Raw genomic sequence first — 21,757 nt, 5'->3', positions numbered from 1 at the left:
CATTTACTCTATTTTGTTGGGGCAGTACTGTTTGGTAAAGTCTTTTGTGCAGGCGAGCCAGTCATTCCTAAAGATTGAAAATTAATTCAACTGAGATTTAAGCGGGAGAAAACAAGAAAATACAAATTTTTTGTAATTATAATTATTTACACTCTTAGTCAGAAGTTGGTAAAGGAGATGTTAATTTATTGATAATAATAGAATTATTTTTAACGCAAGCAGAGTTTGGTTTTATGATCCATGAATATGAATCTAAATCAATATTAGAGGCTTCACCTGCACCATAGGCAACTCTATCGCCATTTTTATACGTTTTATTATCTACGACTAATACATCATTTCTCGAATCCCAGTAAGCTTGTTGAGTCGCAAAAATAGGAAGAAAATTCGTCTGGTTTGCTGTGAAATACAAGCATTTTCCTTCAAGGGTAATTATTGCTTCACTGTAGCTAGCATTACTTCCATCACCTGAATATTGTAGTTTTGGTATGATGATTTCTGTTTGATTATTCAGTGACGATTCAGAACAGCCTAGCACTGTAAACAAAGTGCCAAAGAAAACGGGTAGAAGCTTCTGTTTAAAAATTAACATATGATCCAATAATACCTTAAGAATTTAGTTACCTTACAGCCCTTGATTTGGCTGTAAGGTGTGTTGAATGAATTAAATATTTTTCTTCATTTGCATGAGTAAATCAAAGTTGTATAAGCGTTTTTCTGTGTCATAGATATCACAGGAAAAAATAAACTCATCGACATCATACTTTGCCAATAAGTTTTCTAATCCTGCTTTGACTGTAGCCTTAGAACCAATTTGTGCCATGCCATAAAAACTATCGACGGACATTTTTTCTGCAGGCGACCACAAACCTTCCATACTTTCGACAGGAGCTTTGAGTTTTAGGCTTTGTCCACGCATTAAACCTAAAACACGCTGATAGGCACTAGTCGCCAAAAATTCTGCTTCTTGGTCGGTATCTGCAACCACTGTTGGCACACCCATAGACACATAAGGCCGCTCTAAATATTCTGAAGGCTCAAAATTGTCACGATATAACTGAATGGCTTGAGCAAGCATACGCGGGGCGAAGTGTGAGGCAAATGAGTAGGGTAGTCCTAATTTTGCAGCAAGTTGTGCGCTAAATAAACTTGAACCAAGCAACCATACAGGAACGTGTGTCCCTTGTCCTGGCGTAGCAACAATACGTTGTTGTGGTTCAGCATCTTTAAAGTAATGCAAAATTTCTAAAACATCTTGCGGAAATTGATCTTCAGTGTCCTGTCGCCCACGACGCAGCGCACGCATGGTCACTTGATCTGTGCCTGGTGCGCGACCTAAACCGAGTTCAATACGGTTAGGATATAAAGTCGCTAAAGTTCCAAACTGTTCAGCGACCACTAACGGTGCGTGGTTGGGGAGCATAATACCGCCAGAACCGAGTTTAATTTTTTGCGTATTTGCTAATAAATAACCCAAAAGAACTGCGGTTGCTGAGCTGGCAATGCCATCCATATTATGATGTTCCGCCAACCACAAACGGTCATAGCCGAGTTGTTCTGCGTGTCGTGCTAATTCAAGTGCATGATGCAGTGAAAACTGTACTGATTGATCATCACGTACAGGTGCGAGTTCAAGAATGGCAAATTTTGTGTCTTGCAGGGAACGCATCATTTATTCCAGCTTGATTAAAGAGAGTTTTATCATACGATGCTGCACTGATTTTGTATATCGAAAATTTTCGATATATGGGCGAGTCATGAGATATTGCCATTTAACAACGCGCGACATTCATCCCAAAAGCACGCTTTATAAAAAAACATTTATCCAAGCAAGTAGTCAGCAAACAAAAAGCACCCGAAGGTGCTGATTGTTAGAAGTATCGTGAGAAATTAACGACGTTTACCATTTTTATAGTGACCTAAATGTAAGCCATTGTCTTTGCGGTAACGGTCATTATAACGGTAGTCATTGTAGCGATAGCCACGGCTATCATAGCGGCGGTCATAACGATCATCACGACGGTCTTCACTAACTTTTTGACCTAATACTGCACCACCTGCAGAGCCGAGTCCTGCACCGACATAGCCACCATTGTTGCCTGCCATATTGCGACCAACGCTATATCCACCTGCACCGCCCAAGGCAGCACCAATCATGGCACCGTTACGGTCACGTTTATTGGCAGAAGCTGCAGCACCGCCCGCACCACCAATGGCTGAACCAATCATCGCGCCTGTTTGTCCACCCATTTGTTGACCAATTGCTGCTCCGACAGCACCACCCAAGGCAGAACTTACGGCAACACGTGTATCGTTTGCATGCGCAGTACTCATAAGCAAGGCAGAACTTGCGATAACGCTACCCAATAAAATACGATTAAGTTTCATGCGGATGCTCCAAATATTGATTAATATGTTTTGTAATGAAGATATAGAAACAGATGGCAAAGATCGTGAAGGGCAATGAGGTAAATCTGCAAAGTTTGGTAAAGACTTTGTAATTGCACTGCTAAATTTCTTCATATTGATTATGGTCGTTTTTTTGAACTGATATATGAAGAAAAATTAATCCTATAAAAAAGCATCAAACCTGTGTTGATGCTTTTTTGCTGCTCTATACCTATCGTTCAAGATTAGCGATGGTTGCGTTTTTTCTTCCATTTACGTTCTTGATAGCGGTCATATTCTTTATCTTTCGAGATTTTATTGCCGAGTGCTGCACCACCTGCTGCACCTAAAGCTGAACCAATATAACCACCATTGGTACCGCCCATATTTTTACCTACGGTATAACCCGCACCACCACCCAAAGCACCACCAATTGCAGATTCAGTACGATGACGCTTATCACTCGCCACGGCTGCACCACCAGCACCGCCTAAGGCAGCGCCTAGTGTTGCACCCGTAGTACCACCCATATTTTTACCAATAGCTGTACCTGCAACACTGCCTAAAGCACTGGCTGCGGCAACGCGCGTAGTATTGTCTGCATAAACGTTGGCACTGAGCATTGAAGCTGTGGCTAAAGCTGCTGTCATTAACATTGCATTAAGTTTCATGTTGAACTCCATGTCCATTTATAGGACTTATTTATGATCAATTTTGATGGGCTCAATTTAACAAAGCGCCGCTTTTAAAATGTGGAGAGTGCAGACGAGATTGGTGTTCTTTGGTGTGGGCTTTGTATGAGTTTGATTAAAATTGCTAAAAAAATGTCCAAATGCGGATGCTAATTGCGGTACTTGGTGAGTTGTACATTCACCGCAATGCACAGCATCATCAAGCAGAAATACTGCTAGAACATCTGCAGATAGGCATTTCAAACATCGTACAGACTTAATAATGATGTTATTTGGGTGGTAGAATCGGTAAACTATGCGCAATTTTTTATTTCGCTGTGCTGCGTGTTGCATGTAACAGCCTTTGCATTGAGATTTTTTAAACAATGAAAGAATCGTTACGTTTACGATTAGATCAGCTTTCTGACCGCCATGAAGAATTGACTGCTTTGTTGGCAGATGTTGAAGTGATTTCAGATAACAAGCGTTTTCGTCAATTATCACGTGAACACAGTGATTTAGACGAAATTACGGCAGTGTGGTCACAATACACACAAGCCGAAGCCGATATTGAAACAGCCGAAGCAATGTTGTCTGATCCTGACTTTAAGGAAATGGCGCAAGAAGAAATTAAAGACAATAAAGCGCTGATTCAGCAACTTGAAGCTGACTTAAATATTTTAATGATTCCAAAAGACCCGAATGATGCCAACTCGGCTTATTTGGAGATTCGCGCAGGGACAGGTGGCGATGAAGCCGCGATTTTCTCGGGTGACTTATTCCGCATGTATAGCAAATATGCCGAAAGTCAGGGCTGGAGAATCGAAATTTTATCTGAAAATGAAGGTGAACACGGCGGATATAAAGAAGTCATTTGCTTGGTGAATGGCGAAGGCGTGTATGGCCGTTTGAAGTTTGAAAGTGGTGCGCATCGTGTGCAACGTGTTCCTGCGACTGAATCGCAAGGTCGTGTGCATACATCAGCGTGTACTGTGGCAATTTTACCTGAAGTAGATGTAGACACCACGGTAGATATTAACCCTGCCGATTTGCGTATCGATACCTATCGTGCTTCGGGTGCGGGTGGTCAGCACGTTAACAAAACCGACTCTGCAGTGCGTATAACCCACATTCCGACGGGTACTGTGGTGGAATGTCAGGAAGAGCGTTCACAGCATAAAAACAAAGCGAAAGCGATGGCGTTGTTGGCATCACGTTTGGAAAATGCCAAACGTGCTGCAGCAGATGCAGCAACTTCAGAAATGCGTCGTGATTTGGTGGGTTCGGGTGACCGTTCTGAGCGTATTCGTACCTATAACTATCCGCAAGGACGTATGACAGATCATCGTATTAACCTGACTTTATATAAGTTGGATGCGGTGATGGAAGGTGATTTAACTGAACTACTAGATAGTCTGCATCGTGAATATCAGGCAGATCAGTTGGCGATGCTTGCTCAGCAAAACGGTGGTTAATGAATATTGCGCAAGCCTTGGCGCTACGTGGTGAAGTCGATAGCTATGAGCGTCAAGAAAATATTTGGTTGTTAGAGCATTTTTTAGGACTCAGTGCGCTTGAATTAAAATATCGTGCAGATCAGGAATTGAGTGCCGCGCAAGAGCAGATGTATGTGCAGGCTTTGGCACGTATAGCAGCAGGCGAGCCTTTGGCGTATATCACAGGTTCACAGCCATTTTGGACACTGGATTTAAAAGTCACGCACGATACTTTGGTGCCACGTCCTGATACCGAGGTTTTGGTCGAAACTGTGTTGGCTTTGTCATTACAACGTGATGCTGTAATTGTCGATTTAGGCACAGGTACAGGGGCGATTGCTTTGGCTTTAGCATCTGAACGTCCAGATTGGCAGGTAACCGCAACCGATATTTACCTGCCAACGCTTGCAGTTGCTCAAGAAAATGCAAGCAAGCATGCTTTAAATCAGGTGCAATTTGCCCGTGGTGCATGGTTTGAGGCATTGGGTTCAGCAGCCGAGCCACGTTTTGATTTAATTGTATCTAATCCGCCGTATATAGATGCTAATGATGCACACATGTCTGCTTTGGCAGCAGAGCCTGAACGTGCATTGGTGGCAGCAGATCAGGGTTTGGCAGATATTCTGCAGATTATTTCGCAGGGTAAGCACTGGCTGAAAGCAAATGGATGGATTGCACTAGAGCATGGCTATGACCAAGCTTTAGCAGTGCAAGCGATTTTTGCAGAACACGGTTTTTCTGACATTCGTACAGTCAAAGATTATGCAGGCAATGATCGGGTGACTTTAGCACAATGGCTTGCTGGCTGATGTGTTATATCAGTTAAAAATCTTGTGAGATCTATTTATCAGCTTGCAAACATAGACGAATGATTAGCAAAGTTTAAGTGCAAGACCAATTTATGAGCCTCAACTCAACTGATGTCAGCTTAGGTTGCCTTTCACTGCCAAAATTGCAGGTGGCAGTTCTTCGCCAAGTGAACTCAGCATTTCCCGTTCAATTAATCGCACCATGGAGTTGAGCGGTAAATCATTGTCTTGCAGGCCAAAAGGTTCTTCAAGTTGTTCGCTGAGAGCATCTAAACCTAAGAATAAATAGGCAATTAAACCCACCAAAATTGGTGTCCAGATTCCTAAACTTGCTTCTAAACTAAAAGGCAGAATAAAGCAGAAGCAATACACAGTGCGGTGCAACAAGACTGAATAAGAAAAAGGCAAGGGTGTGCTGAGAATTCGATCGCAACCTGCTTGCACATTACCCAATTCAACAATATGTTGATTCAAGCCTTGATAAATAATATCGGAAATTTCACCTGTTTTCAGTGCGCTGACTAACTCTTTTTGAATGCTTTCTAAAATAAACTGTGCGGCATTAATATGCGGAAATAATGCTTCATAATCTGCAGATGTGAGGTTGACTTTGTTTTGATAAAAATCGATAGGTTGGTTTTGATTGCGTAAACGGTTACGCAATAAATTACTAAACAACATGACCCGATACATCAAGACCCGACGCTGTTGATCTGGCAGTACGTATGAGTCACGTGAAATATGCCGTGATGTTGCAATTAACGTCCCCCACAATTTTCGACCTTCCCACCAACGTTCATAACTGGCGTTATTTCTAAAACTGAGGAAAATAGACAAAATAATACCGAAAATGGTAAAGCCAATGGCTGGTACGCTCGGCACTTGAAAAAAGTGGTGAGAAGACAAATACACTAAGACCGTAGAAAGGAAGACCACAATTGCAAGTGCAGGTAAGACCGTGGGTAAAATTGTCCCATACCATGCAAACAGTAGGGTAAAACTGTTGTTTTTATTGCGAATAATCATCTTGATGCATCCTTGAAGCTGTCCTTAGTGTTTCATAGACAAACAACGCTTGGCAAGATGATAGCTAGCTTTTGATTCAAAAAGCAGCAAGCGGCTTAAAGTCAATTTTTCTTATTTATTATTGCAACAGCCAATAAAAAAGTGATGCCATGAAGACATCACTTTTTAAATACTTTCAGCAACTGAATGCTCAAAGTTTTAGCTTACATCGGGTAATCTTGCAAACAGTCTGGAATTTCAACTTGTGCCAAACTGTCTGTTTCTAAAGCTAAACATAGTGCAACAATTTTAGCGGTATCGCACAGGTGTTCATCTTTGAGTGCTAAACCTGCTTGTAAAGATTGTAAATCTTCTTGGCAAATATCTAGGGCTTGCGCTGCTTCAAGTGCATCTTCACGTTTGAAAAACGCAGACATGACATTGCGTAACTGTTCTTCTGAGGTATTTAGAATACTTTGATTGAGTAATTCATCTAATTGGTCAGAAGTTTGGTTGAGGGAGTGAGAGAAATTTTGAACTAGATTGTGTTCAAGTACATCCATCATCTTAAGCATGGGGAAACCTCCAAAGATGCTCGTACATTTAATATTACAGGGGGAGTATGACAGCCGAATTGCATAAAATTTATGCTTTAAATTGATTGAAAAGTAAACTAAATTTAATACTTTGACAATGCAGTGCCGATGAACGTCCAGTTCACTGCTCAACCTTGAAATCACAGCGATGAGTTTTCTTTTATAATTAAGTTGTTTGTAAAATACACAAAATAGTGGCTGAGTAGTAGGTGATAAGTCACGCAATTATGAGCTTTCAATTATGAGCTTTCGGTATATTGTCGATATGCACCAGGATTGACCCCAGTCCATTTTTTAAAGGCACGATGAAAAGCGCTAGGATCATGGAAATTTAATTGATCGCTAATTTCCTGAAGTGATTGTTGGGTTTTGCTCAACAATTCAATTGCCGTATCTCGACGGATTTCATTTTTTAATTGCTGATAGCTGGTGCCTTCCTGCTTTAAACGCCGTTGGAACGTCGCTTCAGACATATTGAAATGTTGGGTTAATTCGTTCAGTTCTAACCACTCACTCGGCGGCAATCGCATTAATTGTTTACGGATTTTATGACTCAGCGCATGTGGGTTTTTATAACGCACCAAAAGGTTAAAAGGTGTTTGTTTTAAAAAGCGTTTCCAACTTTTTTTATCCTGCTTGATTTTTAAATCAAGATGTTTTGCCTCAAAATAAATCTTATGCGCTGTACACGCATATTCAATTTCATCACAGAAACGGACACGATAATCAGCATCATCCTGCGGGGCAGCACATTTGAGTTGCATGTTTAAAATAGCGATACGTTGTCCTGTCAGCCAGCACATCAAGCCATGAATCAGCATTAAATAAGTGGCATAACTAAACATCGGTTTCACTTGATCTTTATCGTGAATGGTTAAGATTGCATATTCACCATCTACGTTTAATTCACCTGAAAAATCATCCAGTATTAAATTAAAGAAATTTAAAATGTCCTGTAATGCGGCCTTTAAATGCTCTGCTTGGTACACCCATTTAGACAAGAGTTGATAACTGCCACGACGCATAGCATGGCTGTCCATGCCAAAAAATTCATCGTTCATGGCATCTGCCAGTGCAATCCACAATTGACCATATTGCAGAATTGACACCCTCGCTTTGTTGGAATGTAACAGCTCTGCAGGAATACCCGCCGTCTGCAAAATCGCATGCGTATCCATACCGCGTTGCTGTGCAGTATGCAAAGCTTCATGGACTAAAGCAATTGAAATTGTACCTTTGCTGTAAGTGAGCTGAGTTGCATTCATGGGATGGCGTGGTATTCCATTTACAAGTTGAGTGTTCAAATACATCATAGTCGATGCAGGGTTTGGAAATTGTACTCTAGCTTGAGTGTGATTAATCTGTTTCTTAAGTTGTATCAACCTGAAAATTTATAAGGAAAATAAAATGAAAATTCAAGGAAAAGTCTGTGTGGTCACGGGTGGTGCATCGGGTTTAGGCGCTGTGACTGCACAACATTTAGTTGCGCAAGGTGCAAAAGTTATTTTGGTTGATATGAATCAAGAACTTGGGCAGCAGCTTCAACAGCAATTGGGCGAAAATGCAGACTTCGTAGCTGTAGACGTGACCGATGAAAACCAAGTACAGCAGCTTTTTAACCATATTGAGCAAAAATACGGACAGTTAAATGGCTTGGTGAATTGTGCAGGCATTGCACCGTCTGCCAAAGTCTTGGGACGTGATGGTTTGCATGATTTGGCAATGTTCCAAAAAGTGCTGAATATTAATGTCACGGGCAGTTTTAATATGATCCGTTTTGCGGCACAACTGATGGCGAAATATGACTTAGCCGCCGATGAAGAAGAGCGTGGTGTGATTGTGAATACTGCTTCGGTTGCAGCATTTGATGGGCAGATTGGACAAAGTGCGTATTCTGCATCGAAAGGTGCAATTGTGGGGATGACGCTGCCTTTGGCACGTGAATTGGCACGTGAAGCCATTCGGGTGATGACGATTGCCCCCGGTATTATGGAAACCCCGATGCTGAAAGCATTTCCACAGCATGTGCAAGATGCTTTAGGGCAAATGGTGCCATTTCCACCACGTTTGGCAAAGCCTGAAGAATTTGCGCAATTGGTGGGTCATATTTTTGAAAATGGTTATTTAAACGGTGAAGTGATTCGTTTGGATGGCGCAATTCGTATGCAACCGAAATAAGTTATGACGATGCTATATCCATAAAATAGCCTAAGCAAAAATTCAAGTATTGAAAAACTGGATACTAAAAAACCGTTGCAATACAGCACAAGGATGTTGCGCGCATTCCTGACAAAAACAACATCTACCATATAAACAGAGGGTCACCATGATTTTAAGCCATGAACAAAAAATGATTCAGGATATGCTGCGCAGTTATGCACAGGAAAAGCTTAAACCAACTGCAGCGGCACGTGATAAAACTGCTGAATTCCCTGCAAAGGAGTTAAAAGAACTGGGTGAGCTAGGTGCTTTGGGCATGACCGTTGCAGAAGAATGGGGCGGTGCAGGTTTAGATTATGTATCTCTCGTTTTAGCCTTAGAAGAAATTGCTGCGGGTGATGGTGCAATTTCAACGATTGTGAGTGTGCAAAACTCATTGCCATGCGGAATTACACAACGCTACGGCACAGAGGCGCAAAAACAAAAATATTTAACTAAACTGGCAACAGGCGAATGGTTAGGCTGCTTTTGTTTAACTGAACCACAAGTCGGCTCTGATGCCAGCGCGATTGAATGTAAAGCTGAAAAAGATGGCGAGGATTGGGTTTTAAATGGCACCAAGCAGTTTATCACCACAGGCAAATATGCAGATGTTGCTTTAGTTTTTGCTGTAACGGACAAAACTGCGGGTAAAAAAGGCATTTCCTGCTTTTTAGTCCCGACGAACACACCAGGTTATATCGTGGCACGTTTAGAAGACAAAATGGGACAGCACTGTTCCGATACCGCCACCATCGTGTTGGAAAACTGCCGTATTCCTGCAGAAAACCTATTGGGGCAAGAAGGTGAAGGCTACAAAATTGCACTCTCTAATTTAGAGTCGGGGCGTATTGGTATTGCCGCGCAATCGGTGGGTATGGCGCGAGCAGCTTTAGATGCAGCCGTGGACTATGCCAATGAGCGTAAAGCTTTTGGAGTTGAAATTGTGCAACATCAGGCAGTCGCGTTTCGCTTGGCAGATATGGCAACACAGATTGAAGCTGCACGACAGCTTATTCTACATGCCGCAAGCCTCAAAGATGCAGGCTTACCGTGTTTAAAAGAAGCATCTATGGCCAAGCTTTTTGCTTCAACCATGGCAGAGCGTGTGTGTTCAGATGCGATTCAAGTACATGGGGGCTATGGCTATGTATCTGATTTCCCAGTTGAACGTATTTACCGCGATGTGCGCGTTAGCCAAATTTATGAAGGTGCATCCGATATTCAGCGTTTGGTGATTGCACGTGAAGTGACTAAGCGTTAAAGCTGAGTATCTAAAACTTTAGTCGGTGTCCAAAGCTTGCAAGGTTATTGCAGGATGTGGAAATTGAGAAAATGTTCAAATCATGTTTAGCTAACTTGATTGAAAAATACGCGAAGATCATGTCGTGATTGCGTTGCATGATCGACTTCAACACAGCAAACCTAATTTAAATTTTAAAGAGCGATTCAATCCTAACTTGTAAAAACGGTTAAAACAATAACGCATATTGCTGCAAATGAATTGCAGTGTCATCAGTTTAAGACGGAGCTTAAAAGAATGAAAACTTTGCAAGAGGCATATCAACAGTTTGATATTGAGCAACTGATTCAAACCCAATTGGCAGGAACGCCAACGGCACTTAATGCCTATGAAGAATGTTGCGGACGCTATACGGGTACTCAACAAACTGCCTTAATTTGGGAAGGCAAACACGGTCAAACTGCATCGTGGACATTTGATCAACTGGCAGAAGCATCTGGAAAATTGGCAAATTATTTTACTCAACTGGGCTTAAAAGCAGGTGATTGTATTGCAGGATTATTGCCGCGTACGCCTGAATTGTTAATTACGGTTTTTGCCACATGGCGCATTGGGGCAGTGTATCAGCCTTTATTTACAGCCTTTGAATCTAAAGCGATTGAGCACCGTATTCAAACTGCAAAGACGCAGCTCATTGTGACCAATACTGAGCAGCGTCCAAAACTAAATGCCTTGTCTAATGTGAAAATTTTAACTGTGGACGCAGCAAATCAAGCTCAAAACCATGATACAGATTTTTGGCAAGTTCTAAGCACTCAAGACACTTACTTTGAAACCGTGTATCGCAGTTTTGAAGATGATTTTCTGATGATGTTTACATCAGGCACTACGGGTTTAGCTAAATCTGTACCTGTGCCTTTAAAAGCCATTGTGGCATTTAAAGGTTATATGCAGCATGCAGTCGATTTAAGAGCAGAAGATTCATTTTGGAATTTAGCCGACCCTGGTTGGGCTTATGGCTTGTATTACGGTATTACAGGGCCACTGAGTTTGGGGCATAGCATTATTATGGATGAACGTCCATTTAGTGTTGATCATGCACTGGAAATTATCCGTAAATATCAGGTGAGTAATTTAACAGGTTCACCAACCGCATTTAGAATGTTCTTTGGTTTTAAAGAAAAGTTTGATGGTGATATTCAACGACATCTGCGTGTGGTTAGCAGTGCAGGCGAGCCGCTCACACCAGAAGTGATTCATTGGTTTAAGCATGATTTACAAGTCAATATTTATGATCAATATGGACAAACCGAATTGGGGATGGTGATTGCCAATCATCATGCACTGGAACATCAGAAAAAAGTAGGTTCTGCGGGTTATGCTATTCCCGGACATCGTTTCGCGGTTTTAAATGCACAGCATCAGGAAGTCGCTCACGGCGAAATTGGCACACTTGCACTGGATGAATCACAATCGCCTTTAATGTGGTTCAAAGGTTACGATGGGGATGACCGTAAATCATTTGTGGGACAGTATTATTTAACGGGTGATACGGTACGTTTAAATGAATTTGGTGGGATTGATTTTATTGGTCGTGCAGACGATGTCATTACAACTTCGGGTTATCGTGTCGGGCCTTTTGATGTAGAAAGTACTTTGCTTGAATGTGAGGAAGTGCTTGAATCCGCAGTAATTGGTAAGCCAGACCCAGAGCGTACAGAAGTGGTAAAAGCCTTTGTGGTGTTAAAAAATCAATATCAACCAAGCACTGCATTGCAGGAAAAGCTGCAACAGTATGTGCGTTCACGCTTATCGAAACATGCCTATCCTAAAGAAATTGAATTTGTCAGCAGTTTGCCTAAAACATCCAGTGGAAAAATTCAGCGTAATTTATTGAAGCAACAAGAAATTGCAAAACAAAATGCTTTTAAAAAAGTGAGCTAAATTCAGCCAATAGGCCCTGTTAATTATTGCGCCATAAGAAAAACGCCATTCATACAGATTGGCGTTTTTTTAAATCTGTATTCTTTATTTAAACCACCCGATTATGCAAGCACGAACTCAATCGATAGAAAATGTGTGCATCATATTGGTGATGTGATATTTTCAACTTTATGCTGACACAATGAACAAGGCTGCATGTACTTCGATTACGATAAAAGCATGTAGGCAGCGCAATACATATTGGGGGAGAACATCATGGTAACAGCTCATTTAAATTTCACGCAGCCGTCAAAGCGGATATTTACGAAGTCGATATGGATGGGCGCAGCTTTACTGTTGTGTGCCTCTGGCAGTTATGCACAAAACTGGAACCCAGCGCCAACTGCTGAAAGTACAGCCTATTCCAGCTATCCAGCAGCAAAAACGCCACAAAAAAATTATGCAGTCTTTGCCGAATACGCCAATTTTGAAGCAGATTTTGACAGTGGCGATACAGTAGAACTAGATGGTTTTGCTTTGGGTGTTTCCACCACGCCACATCGCTCAGGTTTTTATGGCAGATTGGAATTCTTAAAAAACAATGAATACGATTTGGATTATTATGAATTCAATATGGGCGGGAATTTAAACCTGATCAGCTATCATGGTTTTTATTTCAATACATACGCAGGTCTAGGTTATAGCGGCGCAAGTTCAAAGCTGCTTGCCAATGATGTCAATTTTGTCACTTTACCTGTGGGCGTAGAAGTCGGTTTGAACTTTGTTCCTGATTTCTCGATTTACGCCACTGCCGGTTATAAATGGTTATATGACAGCACCTCGAATACCACCTGTAAAGATGGGACAACCTCAGACAAAGTCGGGAATACGGCATGTTACTGGAATGGTGGAATTGCCTATTATAATGAATATATAGGCGATGCCGATGGCGTTACTTATAACGTAGGCATGCGGATGCACTTTTAAGCAAGTCGTTGCACATCTCCATCTGTTCAAATACGCAACAATTCAACCGCCGTCATGGCGGTTTGCTTTGAATACCCGTTATACTTGGCGTTTTGGTTTTGCAGAATAGGGCATTTTCTTGGAAAGCATATTCGATACTCAGTTGGAATTGAGCGATGCAGAAATGCATCTATATAGCCGACAAATTTTATTGGATGGCTGGGATATTGAAGCCCAAGAAAAATTAAAACTGGCCAACGTACTTGTTGTGGGGTGTGGCGGGATTGGCTGTTTAAGCGCAGAATTACTTGCACGTGCAGGCGTGGGAAAAATCACTCTGATTGATGCTGATGTGATTGAAACCAGTAATTTGCAACGACAAATCGCCTATACCCCCGCAGATTTAGGCTTTTATAAGGCCGAAATTCTCGCAAAAAGATTAATGCAAATTAATCCTTATATCGAGATTGTTTGTTTAACCACGCTGTTAGATGCGCAAAATGCAGGCACTTTAGTTGCCCAACAAGACCTAGTTTTAGATGGTTGTGATAATTTCAGTACCCGATATTTGGTCAATCAATATTGCCGACAATTGAATGTACCTTTACTCAGTGCCTCTGCCATTGGTTTTCAAGGGCAAATGTTCATGGTCGAAGGTGATTCTGCTTGCTATGAATGTCTGTTCCCGAAAGAACAACATGCCAATGAAAGTTTGCGCTGCGCTGACAGTGGCGTATTGGCAACCACTCCCAACGTCATGGCCAGTTTACAAGCGCATCATGCCTTATTGTACTTGGGTTTAGGCAACACCGCGCTGAAACAAAAGCTATTACTTTGGGATGGTTTAAGCATGAAACAACGCTTATTGTCGTTTGATCAAGACCACAACTGTCCAGTTTGTCAGGCAAGATAGCCTTTTTACTTGGCAATTTTTTGTTAAACTCTCACTACTTTAATATGACTCAGACATGATGAAAAATAATATCTGGTTAGATGGTTTACGTTCAGTTGCTCGCATGGGTGAAACTGCCGTAGTGGCAGCCAAAGCAGGCATTAAATATGCCACTGAAAAGCCAAGTAATGCCAAACTCATGCGCGAAACATTTGAATCTTTAGGTTCAACCTACATTAAACTTGGGCAGTTTATTGCCAGTACACCGTCATTGTTCCCACGTGAATATGTCGAAGAATTTCAAGGTTGTTTAGACCAAACTCCAACTTTACCGTTTAGCTATGTACAGCAAGTATTGGCATCTGAATTTGCAGGGCGCAATTTAGATGAAATATTTGCCTCAATAGATGAAAAGCCTTTAGCTTCAGCATCTATCGCACAAGTACATGCTGCAAAATTGGTGAGTGGCGAAGATGTAGTGATTAAAGTGCAAAAACCGGGTGTAGAAACCATTCTCTATACCGATTTAAACGTCTTGCACTGGGCGACTAAACTGCTCGAAAAAGCTGTACCTAAAGTCAAATTTGCGTCATTGGCCGATATTGTCGAAGAAATCAAAACCCGTATGGTGCGTGAAGTCGACTTTATTGAAGAAGCACGTAACCTAGATGATTTTATTAATTATCTGAATTTAACCCAAAATACAAAAGCCACTGCACCTAAGGTCTATCATCAATATTCCACCCGTCGCGTATTGACCATGCAGCGTTTGTATGGCGTACCTTTGACCGATTTTGACGTGGTGAAACAAGTATCTAACGATCCATCGCAAGTGTTGATTACTGCCATGAATACATGGTTTGGTAGCTTGATGATGTGTAACAGTTTCCATGCCGATTTACACGCAGGCAACCTGATGTTGCTTGAAGATGGGCGTGTCGGCTTTATTGATTTTGGTATTGTTGGACAGCTGAATCCTGAAGTGTGGACTGCATGTATGGCTTTTATGGATGCTCTACAAAATACCAACTACACGCTTATGGCTGAAAATATGCTCAAAATGGGCATGACCGACAAGCAAATTGATACTCAGGTTTTGGCAGCAGATTTAGAGCGTTTATTTAGTGGCGTATTGCTGGCCGATCCTCAAGAGTTGCTGACTTCTAACCCTGCCGATTTAAATGACATTATGCTCGATATGGTTGCTGTGGGTGAGCGTCATGGGATTCGTTTCCCGCGTGACTTTGCTTTACTGTTCAAGCAAATGCTGTACTTTGACCGTTTCATGCGCGTTTTAGCACCTTATACCGATATTTATGCCGATCAACGATTGCAGATGGTACAAAGCATTGATCCGAATTTGTTGTTAAAGCATTAATTATCCATATTGGGCGAATCAAGCCTTCTGGTTGCATGTTTTAAAGCCACCGATCTTTTGTTTTATGAGTTCAGTGTGGCTTTAAAATACGGCAAATATCCCTTTCAATAGACAGAGATAGAAGGATTTAAAATGAAATATAGAGTGTGGTCATGGATGCAATTATCATTGAAGGCTTAAAGGTAGAAACAGTCGTCGGCTGTTTTGCATGGGAGCGTCAGATTCAACAACCGCTTATGTTGGATTTGATTATTGCCACCAATTTAAGCCAAGCTGCAGCTTCAGATGAGTTGCAAGACACGCTCAATTATGCAGAAATTTGCAGCATTTCAGCGCAAGTGATTCAGCAGGCTGCGCCCAAATTGATTGAGCATGCCGCACAATTGGTATTGGATGCACTTTTTACGACTTTTGCCGCCATTGAATCCATTACCATCACCATTCGCAAACCTGCCATTATTCCAGAAGCCAATTCTGTAGGAATTCGTCTTGAACGCCACCGAAACGATTTTTGCCCTCGCTCTGGCGAGTAACTGCGAAGCACCGCGTCAGTTTAAAAATGCCTATCAGCAAATTGCTGCATTGGGTGAAGTGCATTTTTCGCACATTTATCTGATTCCATGCCGTGATGGAATTGGTGCAGACTATTGGAATTCTGCTTGTTTGCTAAAAAGCCGTTTAAGCTTTGAGCATCTAAACGTCATCCTTAAGGAATTGGAAGTTGCAGCAGGGCGTGTGCGCCCATCGCATGACATTCCACTGGATATTGATATTATTGCGTGGGGTGAAAATTTAGCTCAAATGCAATTCAATCCGAAAAAAATGCCACTGGCTTTAGATGTTAAAATTCCAATGTGGGATATTTGGCAAGATGAGGCTTTTGTGCATCCAGAGCATGACTACCCAATTGTGAGTTGTGAAGAATAAATCAGCCAATAAAAGGGGTAGATTCGTACTACACATCTTTAAATTTTGGCTGTGATCTGTGATCTCGTTTCGGTTAACATCACCGTGTCATATCTTTCTGATATATTTGTATGAAAAACCATCAAAAACAATATTTTTCTGTATTTATACGGCTTTGCACTTAAAAAATATCCACAAAATCTGCGGATAAATCTTGGGATAACTCAAGATCGGCTCTTTCTCTGTTATTTTTTGATCGTTTTAATCGAGATGTTTTCTATTCCAATGACATAAAAAAACGCCCACAATTGTGAGCGTTTAAGTGTTATCAATTCATTAAATATAATAACTGGTCTTGGTCATGAGCTTGGAAATCGCAGTCATGGTCAAACGTACAGGTACAGGCAAATCTACACCACCTGCTTTGAGCGCCGTATCGCGATGATGCAATTCATCTTCATTCATTTGGACTAGAATTTTACGTGAACGATCATCTTGTTCAGGCAATTGGCTAATATGATGTTCTAAATGCAAGCTGACTTGACGTTCAGTTTCTGCCACAAAACCCAAACTGTATTTATCGCCCGCAATACCTGCAATTGCACCCATCCCAAAAGACAAGCCATACCATACAGGATTAAGCAAACTGGTGTGACTGTCTAACTCTTTTAAGCGGTCTTCGCACCACGCCAAATGGTCTTGTTCTTCAATTGCAGCCTGTTCCATTTCACGACGTACATTGGGCAATTTCGCAGTTAAAGCCTGACCGTGATATAAGGCTTGTGCACAGACTTCACCACTATGGTTTACTCGCATTAAGCCTGCAACATGACGTGCTTCACTCACAGCCAATTTGGTTTCAACCGTATTGCCCGGGTTTTCACGTTGAGCCGAAGTTGTGCCAGGTACTAAACTACGTAAGGCTTGGTCAAATGAATGAATAAACTTGTCGATGCCTGTGTAATGACGCATGAAATTAATCCTCCAAAGAGTCCTGTGCAGTATCTAACATTGGCTTGAGCTTTAACAAGAGCCAAAAGGTGAAAACAGCACTTAAAACAGCCGTAATACTAAATAAAATTTTTAAATCAATTTTTAAAATGCTTAAAATTAAAATCGAAAAAATGGCAGATGACACCATAAATACCGCATTTAAAATATTGTTGGCTGCGACCACACGTGCGCGGTGCGAGCGAGGGGAATAGGCTTGCATCATGGCATACAAGGGCACAATGTAAAAACCGCCACTAATGCCCAGTAAAGTGACTGCACACATGACATGATAATAACTCCAGCCTTGCTGAAAGACTTCGGCTAAGCCCAGTAGTGCGCCTGTTTTTTCTGGTACAAAAGCCAATGTGCCTGCCAAATAAAAAGCAAAGACGGTTAAACCGACTGCGCCAATAGGCACCATTTTAATATTGACCTCGGTACCGCCTATTTTACGGCAGAGCAAAGAACCTACGCCAATACCGACAGAAAAGAGTGTCAGTAATAAACTCACCACATTTTCAGAAGCATGCAAGTTTTGTTGAGTGAGCTGTGGAATTTGGGTTAAATACGTTGCCCCATAAAACCAATACCAAGAATTGCCCAATAATATTAGAAAAATCATCGGCAGGCTTTTGGCATATTTTAAAGTCTGGAAACTGGTACGGAAAAAATTCCAGTCAATTTGAATGTCGGGTGCCGTGACGCGCTGCGTCAGCACAAAACGACTTGAAGCATAACCAATTAGTGCAATTACAATGACGGTCAGGCTAATCCACAGTAAATTTCCCGCAGAAACAGAAATGACAGCGCCACCTAAAATCATCCCCAGTAAAATTGCAATGGATGTACCTGACTGGAAAATTGCATTCCCTGACATCAGTTCATGCGGTTTGAGCACTTCAGGCAAAATGGCATATTTGATTGGGCCAAAAAAGGTCGATTGTGCGCCCATTAAAAACAAGGCCATCAGCAACAGCCACAAATTTCCTAAAATAAAACCAACGGTACCAATCAGCATGATGATAATTTCAAGCAGTTTGATGGCACGTACCAATTGAGCGCGTTCATACTTGTCTGCCAATTGTCCTGCGGTGGCAGAAAAAATGAAATAGGGCAAAATAAACAGCAGGGCTGCCAAATTGTTCAGGGTGCTGACATTTGCAGATTGTTGGCTAATCCAGCCATAGGTAAAGACCAAAAGCAGCGCTTGTTTATACACATTATCATTGAGTGCGCCAAAAAATTGAGTGAGAAACATCGGCAAAAAGCGACGACTCCTCAACAAATGTTCATTTTTTTCCATGCGTGATTAACTTCGTTTAGTTTTATTAAGAAATGTGACCGCTTGATATAATAGTACAGAAAATCATGTATGATGTTTCAAGTCTTTTCACTGATGAAAAAATCAAATAAATTGGTGTTTGTACGCAGGTTCATTGGGGTTTTTCCATAAAAATTAAATCAGTTTAGAGTTTTTTATGCTTGTAAATACAAACTTTAAAAAATCAGTACTGTGTTCCAGTATGCATGCCATTTTATGCTGGAATATGCCGAAAAAGCTCGGACTAAGTCTGTTTTTAGGTTTAGTTGCATCTTCAAGTTTTGCAGAAAGTCTTACTGTACCCAATTCAAATGCTCAGCTTGCTGAAAATCCTGCACCGCTACAGACCCCAACTGCAGAAGAAGCACAAAATTTAGCAGCAGAAATTAAACAATTGGCAGCAGCACAAGGTAAAGACAGTGCCGAAGATCTGCAAAAAATAGAAGAAGCTTTAGAGCAAGCGCAAACACCTGAATTTAATAGTCTAGAAATGCTGCAACAGCAACAACAGGCAGGGGCATCTTTTGCTGAATTTCAGCCTATCGAATTTGAAGACTTAGAAGATTTACCCATTGCACCTGTAGATCAGGGGCTTGCCAATGAAATTTTTCAGGTGGCAGAACAAGCCAAACAAGAAGCGATGCTAGACCGCAATGGTCAAGTGCCAGAAACGTTGGTTCAAGACGCAACACAGCAGGAGCTACTGCAAATTGATCAAGCGCCTGTAAATGTCGATCAGCTCATAACCAATATTCAGGCAGACAGTAATTTTGTAGTGGAAGCCAATCCTAACGATACCTTAATGACTGAATTGGGCTGGATGACGCAGGTCGAAAATGCCGATAAACCCGGTTTTTTCAGACGTTTACTGTATAAAGTCCGTCCACCGCGTGAGCTAAACACAGCCAAAGTGCCGCGTATTAGTGCAGATGTAGTCATTACCGCAAATGGCGCCAATGGTACACAAAACTCAATTGGAGAAGTGTCGCCCGATGCTTATCGTACAGCGGTGGATCATTTAAGTGCCAATATTAAGGCCAAACTTTCCAGTTTTACCCAGGAATCTTTTGCTGATTTTCCATCGGCATTGCCACAACTACGCACGTTGTCAAATCAGGCAGCGCAGGCAGTGGGTTTTTATAATGCCGAGTTTAAGTTTGAAAAACTCAGTGATAGCCGCGTGCGTGTGCATGTTGTGCCAAATCCACCTGTGGCGATTAAACAACAAAATATTGAATTTACAGGCGAAGGGCAATACGAGGCACAATTTCAGGTTATTGGCGTCTTGCCTGATCAAGAAGTAGATGATGTGTTTAATCATGGTTTGTATGAGCAAACCAAAAAACGAATTACCGATGCCGCTTCAGATAACGGTTATTTTGACAGTTACTGGCGTTTGCATGACGTTAAAGTCGCTCAACCTCAAAATACAGCCGATATCAATTTACGTTATGAAACAGGCGAGCGTTATAAACTCGGAAATGTTGAATTTCGTATGAGCGATCCAAATCAAGAATTCCCTTTGGATATGGATATTCTGCAAAGTATGGTCACTTGGCAGGACAATGCTGACTATACTTTTTGGCGTGTAAATGGTTTGGCCAATAACCTCACCAACTCGCGTTATTTCAACTACACCTTGGTTGATACAATTCGCCCTGATCCTGTCGAGTATCCTTTGGAATTACCGCCTGATATTCAGGCTTTGGTCGATCAACAAAAACTCTCTGTTTACGATGCCACAGTCGTCGATCAAAAACGGGTGGTGTCATCTCAGGAAGTGACGCAATCTGTGGTGAATGAAGCTGAGTTTGCAGGCACAGAAGAAGGTGCGAGCAACGATAAGCTGCGCATGCTACAAGCACAGCAAGAAGACAAACAATCAGAAGAAGAACGCTTAAAACAACAGGCACGTATCGACAAAAAAATTCCTGTGATTGTGACTTTAAATGCAGACCGCTTAAATAGTGCCGAAGTCGGTGCGGGTTACGGAACTGACACAGGCGTACGTTTGCGTGGGCAATATCGCCGTGCCATTGTCAATAAACGTGGTCACTCTTTCGATGCCAACTTGGAGCTTTCACAAATTCGTCAAGCCATTGATGGACGCTATAACATTCCTTATAACCATCCACTGAATGATTATGTCGCGTTGGTTGGCGGTTATGAGCGTGAAGAACGTGACGATGTTGCACAAGGTGGCGGCTTGATGATTGAATCTGCGGTTGCAGGTGTAGACCGTGTGATTAAAAACCCAATGGGCAGTTGGCAACATACTTTTGGCTTGCGTTATCGACTGGATCGCTTAACTGAAGATGGCACTGTATTTTTGGAAAAAGTGCCTGATGCCTTTATTGCCAATGGTGATGTCGAGCAACAATCGTTATTGCTTGGCTATGAAGTTTCACGTACCGACAGTAACCGTCGTGTTAACCCAAGCAAAGGTTTCCGCCAAATTTATAAAATAGAACTGGGGAGTGAATCACTGCTCAGCGATGCAGATTTAGCCATTCTAAATGCAGGTTGGCGTTTTATTTATTCATTGGGTGAAAATGACGATCATCAGTTTGTCGGACGCAGTGACTTAGGTTATATCTACACCGAAGATTTTAATAAAGTGCCTTATAATTTGCGTTATTTTACTGGTGGTGACCAGTCTTTACGTGGCTTTGACTACAAGTCTTTAACACCACAAATTGAAGGCTTTAAAATTGGAGGTCAGGCTTTGGCGGTTGGTTCATTAGAATATAACTATCAATTTAAAGAGGGGTGGCGCGCAGCAGTATTTAGTGATTTTGGTAATGCTTACGATAAAGACTTTAGCAACGACACCGAATATAGCGTAGGTTTGGGGGTACGTTGGGCATCACCAATTGGCCCAATTCGGATTGATGTGGCTTCTGGTATTTCAGATGATAACCATCCAATCCGTTTACATTTCTTTATTGGCTCTCAACTATAAATTTAAGAC

Annotated in this window: 20 protein-coding genes; 11 read left to right on the top strand and 9 right to left on the bottom strand. The window is 41.7% G+C overall.

Annotation, left to right across the window (positions count from 1 at the left end; genetic code table 11):
• Nucleotides 1-154: 154 nt before the first annotated feature.
• From FTU09_RS01155 to FTU09_RS01140, 4 genes are all read right to left on the bottom strand, one after another.
• Nucleotides 155-592, bottom strand: a complete 438-nt coding sequence (locus tag FTU09_RS01155; protein WP_218945593.1) for a hypothetical protein — start codon at nucleotides 590-592, stop codon at nucleotides 155-157.
• 72 nt (nucleotides 593-664) lie between these two features.
• Nucleotides 665-1,669 (bottom strand): LLM class flavin-dependent oxidoreductase, encoded by a 1,005-nt coding sequence (locus FTU09_RS01150; RefSeq protein WP_180038039.1) that lies wholly within the window; start codon nucleotides 1,667-1,669, stop codon nucleotides 665-667.
• A gap of 221 nt (nucleotides 1,670-1,890) precedes the next feature.
• The gene (locus tag FTU09_RS01145; protein ID WP_004973185.1) at nucleotides 1,891-2,388 is read right to left on the bottom strand and encodes a hypothetical protein; all 498 of its coding nucleotides are present in this window, start codon (nucleotides 2,386-2,388) and stop codon (nucleotides 1,891-1,893) included.
• A 245-nt stretch (nucleotides 2,389-2,633) separates the two neighbouring features.
• A complete protein-coding gene (locus FTU09_RS01140; protein WP_180060227.1) occupies nucleotides 2,634-3,059 on the bottom strand; it encodes a glycine zipper 2TM domain-containing protein in 426 nt (141 codons plus the stop codon).
• A 386-nt stretch (nucleotides 3,060-3,445) separates the two neighbouring features.
• On the opposite strand from FTU09_RS01140, the gene prfA reads away from it, so the two are divergent.
• Entirely contained in the window at nucleotides 3,446-4,534 is a 1,089-nt protein-coding gene (gene prfA / locus FTU09_RS01135) for a peptide chain release factor 1 (RefSeq protein ID WP_004973192.1), read from the top strand.
• Nucleotides 4,534-5,364 (top strand): peptide chain release factor N(5)-glutamine methyltransferase, encoded by an 831-nt coding sequence (gene prmC, locus FTU09_RS01130; protein ID WP_167846066.1) that lies wholly within the window; start codon nucleotides 4,534-4,536, stop codon nucleotides 5,362-5,364. Before prfA ends, prmC begins: the two co-directional genes overlap by 1 nt.
• A 114-nt stretch (nucleotides 5,365-5,478) precedes the next feature.
• On the opposite strand, the gene FTU09_RS01125 is transcribed toward prmC, so the two are convergent.
• The 3 genes from FTU09_RS01125 to FTU09_RS01115 form a co-directional block, all read right to left on the bottom strand.
• Complete coding sequence (locus FTU09_RS01125) at nucleotides 5,479-6,390, bottom strand: bestrophin family protein (RefSeq protein WP_004973196.1); 912 nt, start codon at nucleotides 6,388-6,390, stop codon at nucleotides 5,479-5,481.
• Nucleotides 6,391-6,593: 203 nt separating this feature from the next.
• Nucleotides 6,594-6,944 (bottom strand): hypothetical protein, encoded by a 351-nt coding sequence (locus FTU09_RS01120; RefSeq protein WP_180079417.1) that lies wholly within the window; start codon nucleotides 6,942-6,944, stop codon nucleotides 6,594-6,596.
• Between the two features lie 260 nt (nucleotides 6,945-7,204).
• Nucleotides 7,205-8,230, bottom strand: a complete 1,026-nt coding sequence (locus FTU09_RS01115) for an AraC family transcriptional regulator (RefSeq protein ID WP_178865887.1) — start codon at nucleotides 8,228-8,230, stop codon at nucleotides 7,205-7,207.
• A 142-nt stretch (nucleotides 8,231-8,372) separates the two neighbouring features.
• On the opposite strand from FTU09_RS01115, the gene FTU09_RS01110 reads away from it, so the two are divergent.
• The 8 genes from FTU09_RS01110 (at nucleotide 8,373) to FTU09_RS01075 (ending at nucleotide 16,493) form a co-directional block, all read left to right on the top strand.
• Nucleotides 8,373-9,143 (top strand): 3-hydroxyacyl-CoA dehydrogenase, encoded by a 771-nt coding sequence (locus FTU09_RS01110; RefSeq protein WP_180079416.1) that lies wholly within the window; start codon nucleotides 8,373-8,375, stop codon nucleotides 9,141-9,143.
• A 148-nt stretch (nucleotides 9,144-9,291) separates the two neighbouring features.
• Nucleotides 9,292-10,428 (top strand): acyl-CoA dehydrogenase family protein, encoded by a 1,137-nt coding sequence (locus tag FTU09_RS01105; RefSeq protein WP_180079415.1) that lies wholly within the window; start codon nucleotides 9,292-9,294, stop codon nucleotides 10,426-10,428.
• A gap of 276 nt (nucleotides 10,429-10,704) precedes the next feature.
• Nucleotides 10,705-12,351: an AMP-binding protein gene (locus FTU09_RS01100; protein ID WP_131260808.1), complete on the top strand. Its 1,647-nt coding sequence runs from the start codon at nucleotides 10,705-10,707 to the stop codon at nucleotides 12,349-12,351.
• A gap of 255 nt (nucleotides 12,352-12,606) precedes the next feature.
• Nucleotides 12,607-13,317 carry a hypothetical protein gene (locus tag FTU09_RS01095; RefSeq protein WP_004973205.1) on the top strand — a complete coding sequence of 237 codons (711 nt, stop codon included), beginning with the start codon at nucleotides 12,607-12,609 and terminating at the stop codon, nucleotides 13,315-13,317.
• 163 nt (nucleotides 13,318-13,480) lie between these two features.
• On the top strand, nucleotides 13,481-14,209 hold the full coding sequence (locus tag FTU09_RS01090; protein ID WP_096900943.1) for a HesA/MoeB/ThiF family protein: 729 nt from the start codon (nucleotides 13,481-13,483) through the stop codon (nucleotides 14,207-14,209).
• Nucleotides 14,210-14,267: 58 nt separating this feature from the next.
• On the top strand, nucleotides 14,268-15,566 hold the full coding sequence (locus FTU09_RS01085; protein WP_026438367.1) for an AarF/ABC1/UbiB kinase family protein: 1,299 nt from the start codon (nucleotides 14,268-14,270) through the stop codon (nucleotides 15,564-15,566).
• A 152-nt stretch (nucleotides 15,567-15,718) separates the two neighbouring features.
• Nucleotides 15,719-16,099: a dihydroneopterin aldolase gene (gene folB / locus FTU09_RS01080; RefSeq protein ID WP_004973210.1), complete on the top strand. Its 381-nt coding sequence runs from the start codon at nucleotides 15,719-15,721 to the stop codon at nucleotides 16,097-16,099.
• Nucleotides 16,056-16,493: a 2-amino-4-hydroxy-6-hydroxymethyldihydropteridine diphosphokinase gene (locus FTU09_RS01075; RefSeq protein WP_179995121.1), complete on the top strand. Its 438-nt coding sequence runs from the start codon at nucleotides 16,056-16,058 to the stop codon at nucleotides 16,491-16,493. Before folB ends, FTU09_RS01075 begins: the two co-directional genes overlap by 44 nt.
• A 315-nt stretch (nucleotides 16,494-16,808) precedes the next feature.
• On the opposite strand, the gene coq7 is transcribed toward FTU09_RS01075, so the two are convergent.
• Nucleotides 16,809-17,444 carry a 2-polyprenyl-3-methyl-6-methoxy-1,4-benzoquinone monooxygenase gene (coq7, locus tag FTU09_RS01070; protein WP_004973212.1) on the bottom strand — a complete coding sequence of 212 codons (636 nt, stop codon included), beginning with the start codon at nucleotides 17,442-17,444 and terminating at the stop codon, nucleotides 16,809-16,811.
• Between the two features lie 4 nt (nucleotides 17,445-17,448).
• A complete protein-coding gene (locus FTU09_RS01065) occupies nucleotides 17,449-18,768 on the bottom strand; it encodes an MFS transporter (RefSeq protein ID WP_180079414.1) in 1,320 nt (439 codons plus the stop codon).
• A 175-nt stretch (nucleotides 18,769-18,943) separates the two neighbouring features.
• Here FTU09_RS01065 and FTU09_RS01060 point away from each other — a divergent pair, with 175 nt between their 5' ends.
• Nucleotides 18,944-21,748: an autotransporter assembly complex family protein gene (locus FTU09_RS01060; RefSeq protein ID WP_180079413.1), complete on the top strand. Its 2,805-nt coding sequence runs from the start codon at nucleotides 18,944-18,946 to the stop codon at nucleotides 21,746-21,748.
• The last annotated feature ends 9 nt before the right edge of the window (nucleotides 21,749-21,757 follow it).

This window comes from Acinetobacter sp. YH12058, assembly GCF_013419805.1.
GTDB classification, from domain to species: Bacteria; Pseudomonadota; Gammaproteobacteria; order Pseudomonadales; family Moraxellaceae; genus Acinetobacter; species Acinetobacter towneri.
Note: the sequence above shows the minus strand (reverse complement) of the source record. Positions and strands in the feature narration are given on the sequence as shown.

What these genes read in the sequence shown, in the direction of transcription:
- FTU09_RS01155 (WP_218945593.1), bottom strand. Translation starts at nt 592, where the DNA reads ATGTTAATTTTTAAACAGAAGCTTCTACCCGTTTTCTTTGGCACTTTG.
- FTU09_RS01150 (WP_180038039.1), bottom strand. Translation starts at nt 1,669, where the DNA reads ATGCGTTCCCTGCAAGACACAAAATTTGCCATTCTTGAACTCGCACCT.
- FTU09_RS01145 (WP_004973185.1), bottom strand. Translation starts at nt 2,388, where the DNA reads ATGAAACTTAATCGTATTTTATTGGGTAGCGTTATCGCAAGTTCTGCC.
- FTU09_RS01140 (WP_180060227.1), bottom strand. Translation starts at nt 3,059, where the DNA reads ATGAAACTTAATGCAATGTTAATGACAGCAGCTTTAGCCACAGCTTCA.
- prfA (WP_004973192.1), top strand. Translation starts at nt 3,446, where the DNA reads ATGAAAGAATCGTTACGTTTACGATTAGATCAGCTTTCTGACCGCCAT.
- prmC (WP_167846066.1), top strand. Translation starts at nt 4,534, where the DNA reads ATGAATATTGCGCAAGCCTTGGCGCTACGTGGTGAAGTCGATAGCTAT.
- FTU09_RS01125 (WP_004973196.1), bottom strand. Translation starts at nt 6,390, where the DNA reads ATGATTATTCGCAATAAAAACAACAGTTTTACCCTACTGTTTGCATGG.
- FTU09_RS01120 (WP_180079417.1), bottom strand. Translation starts at nt 6,944, where the DNA reads ATGCTTAAGATGATGGATGTACTTGAACACAATCTAGTTCAAAATTTC.
- FTU09_RS01115 (WP_178865887.1), bottom strand. Translation starts at nt 8,230, where the DNA reads ATGAATGCAACTCAGCTCACTTACAGCAAAGGTACAATTTCAATTGCT.
- FTU09_RS01110 (WP_180079416.1), top strand. Translation starts at nt 8,373, where the DNA reads ATGAAAATTCAAGGAAAAGTCTGTGTGGTCACGGGTGGTGCATCGGGT.
- FTU09_RS01105 (WP_180079415.1), top strand. Translation starts at nt 9,292, where the DNA reads ATGATTTTAAGCCATGAACAAAAAATGATTCAGGATATGCTGCGCAGT.
- FTU09_RS01100 (WP_131260808.1), top strand. Translation starts at nt 10,705, where the DNA reads ATGAAAACTTTGCAAGAGGCATATCAACAGTTTGATATTGAGCAACTG.
- FTU09_RS01095 (WP_004973205.1), top strand. Translation starts at nt 12,607, where the DNA reads ATGGTAACAGCTCATTTAAATTTCACGCAGCCGTCAAAGCGGATATTT.
- FTU09_RS01090 (WP_096900943.1), top strand. Translation starts at nt 13,481, where the DNA reads ATGCATCTATATAGCCGACAAATTTTATTGGATGGCTGGGATATTGAA.
- FTU09_RS01085 (WP_026438367.1), top strand. Translation starts at nt 14,268, where the DNA reads ATGAAAAATAATATCTGGTTAGATGGTTTACGTTCAGTTGCTCGCATG.
- folB (WP_004973210.1), top strand. Translation starts at nt 15,719, where the DNA reads ATGGATGCAATTATCATTGAAGGCTTAAAGGTAGAAACAGTCGTCGGC.
- coq7 (WP_004973212.1), bottom strand. Translation starts at nt 17,444, where the DNA reads ATGCGTCATTACACAGGCATCGACAAGTTTATTCATTCATTTGACCAA.
- FTU09_RS01065 (WP_180079414.1), bottom strand. Translation starts at nt 18,768, where the DNA reads ATGGAAAAAAATGAACATTTGTTGAGGAGTCGTCGCTTTTTGCCGATG.
- FTU09_RS01060 (WP_180079413.1), top strand. Translation starts at nt 18,944, where the DNA reads ATGCTTGTAAATACAAACTTTAAAAAATCAGTACTGTGTTCCAGTATG.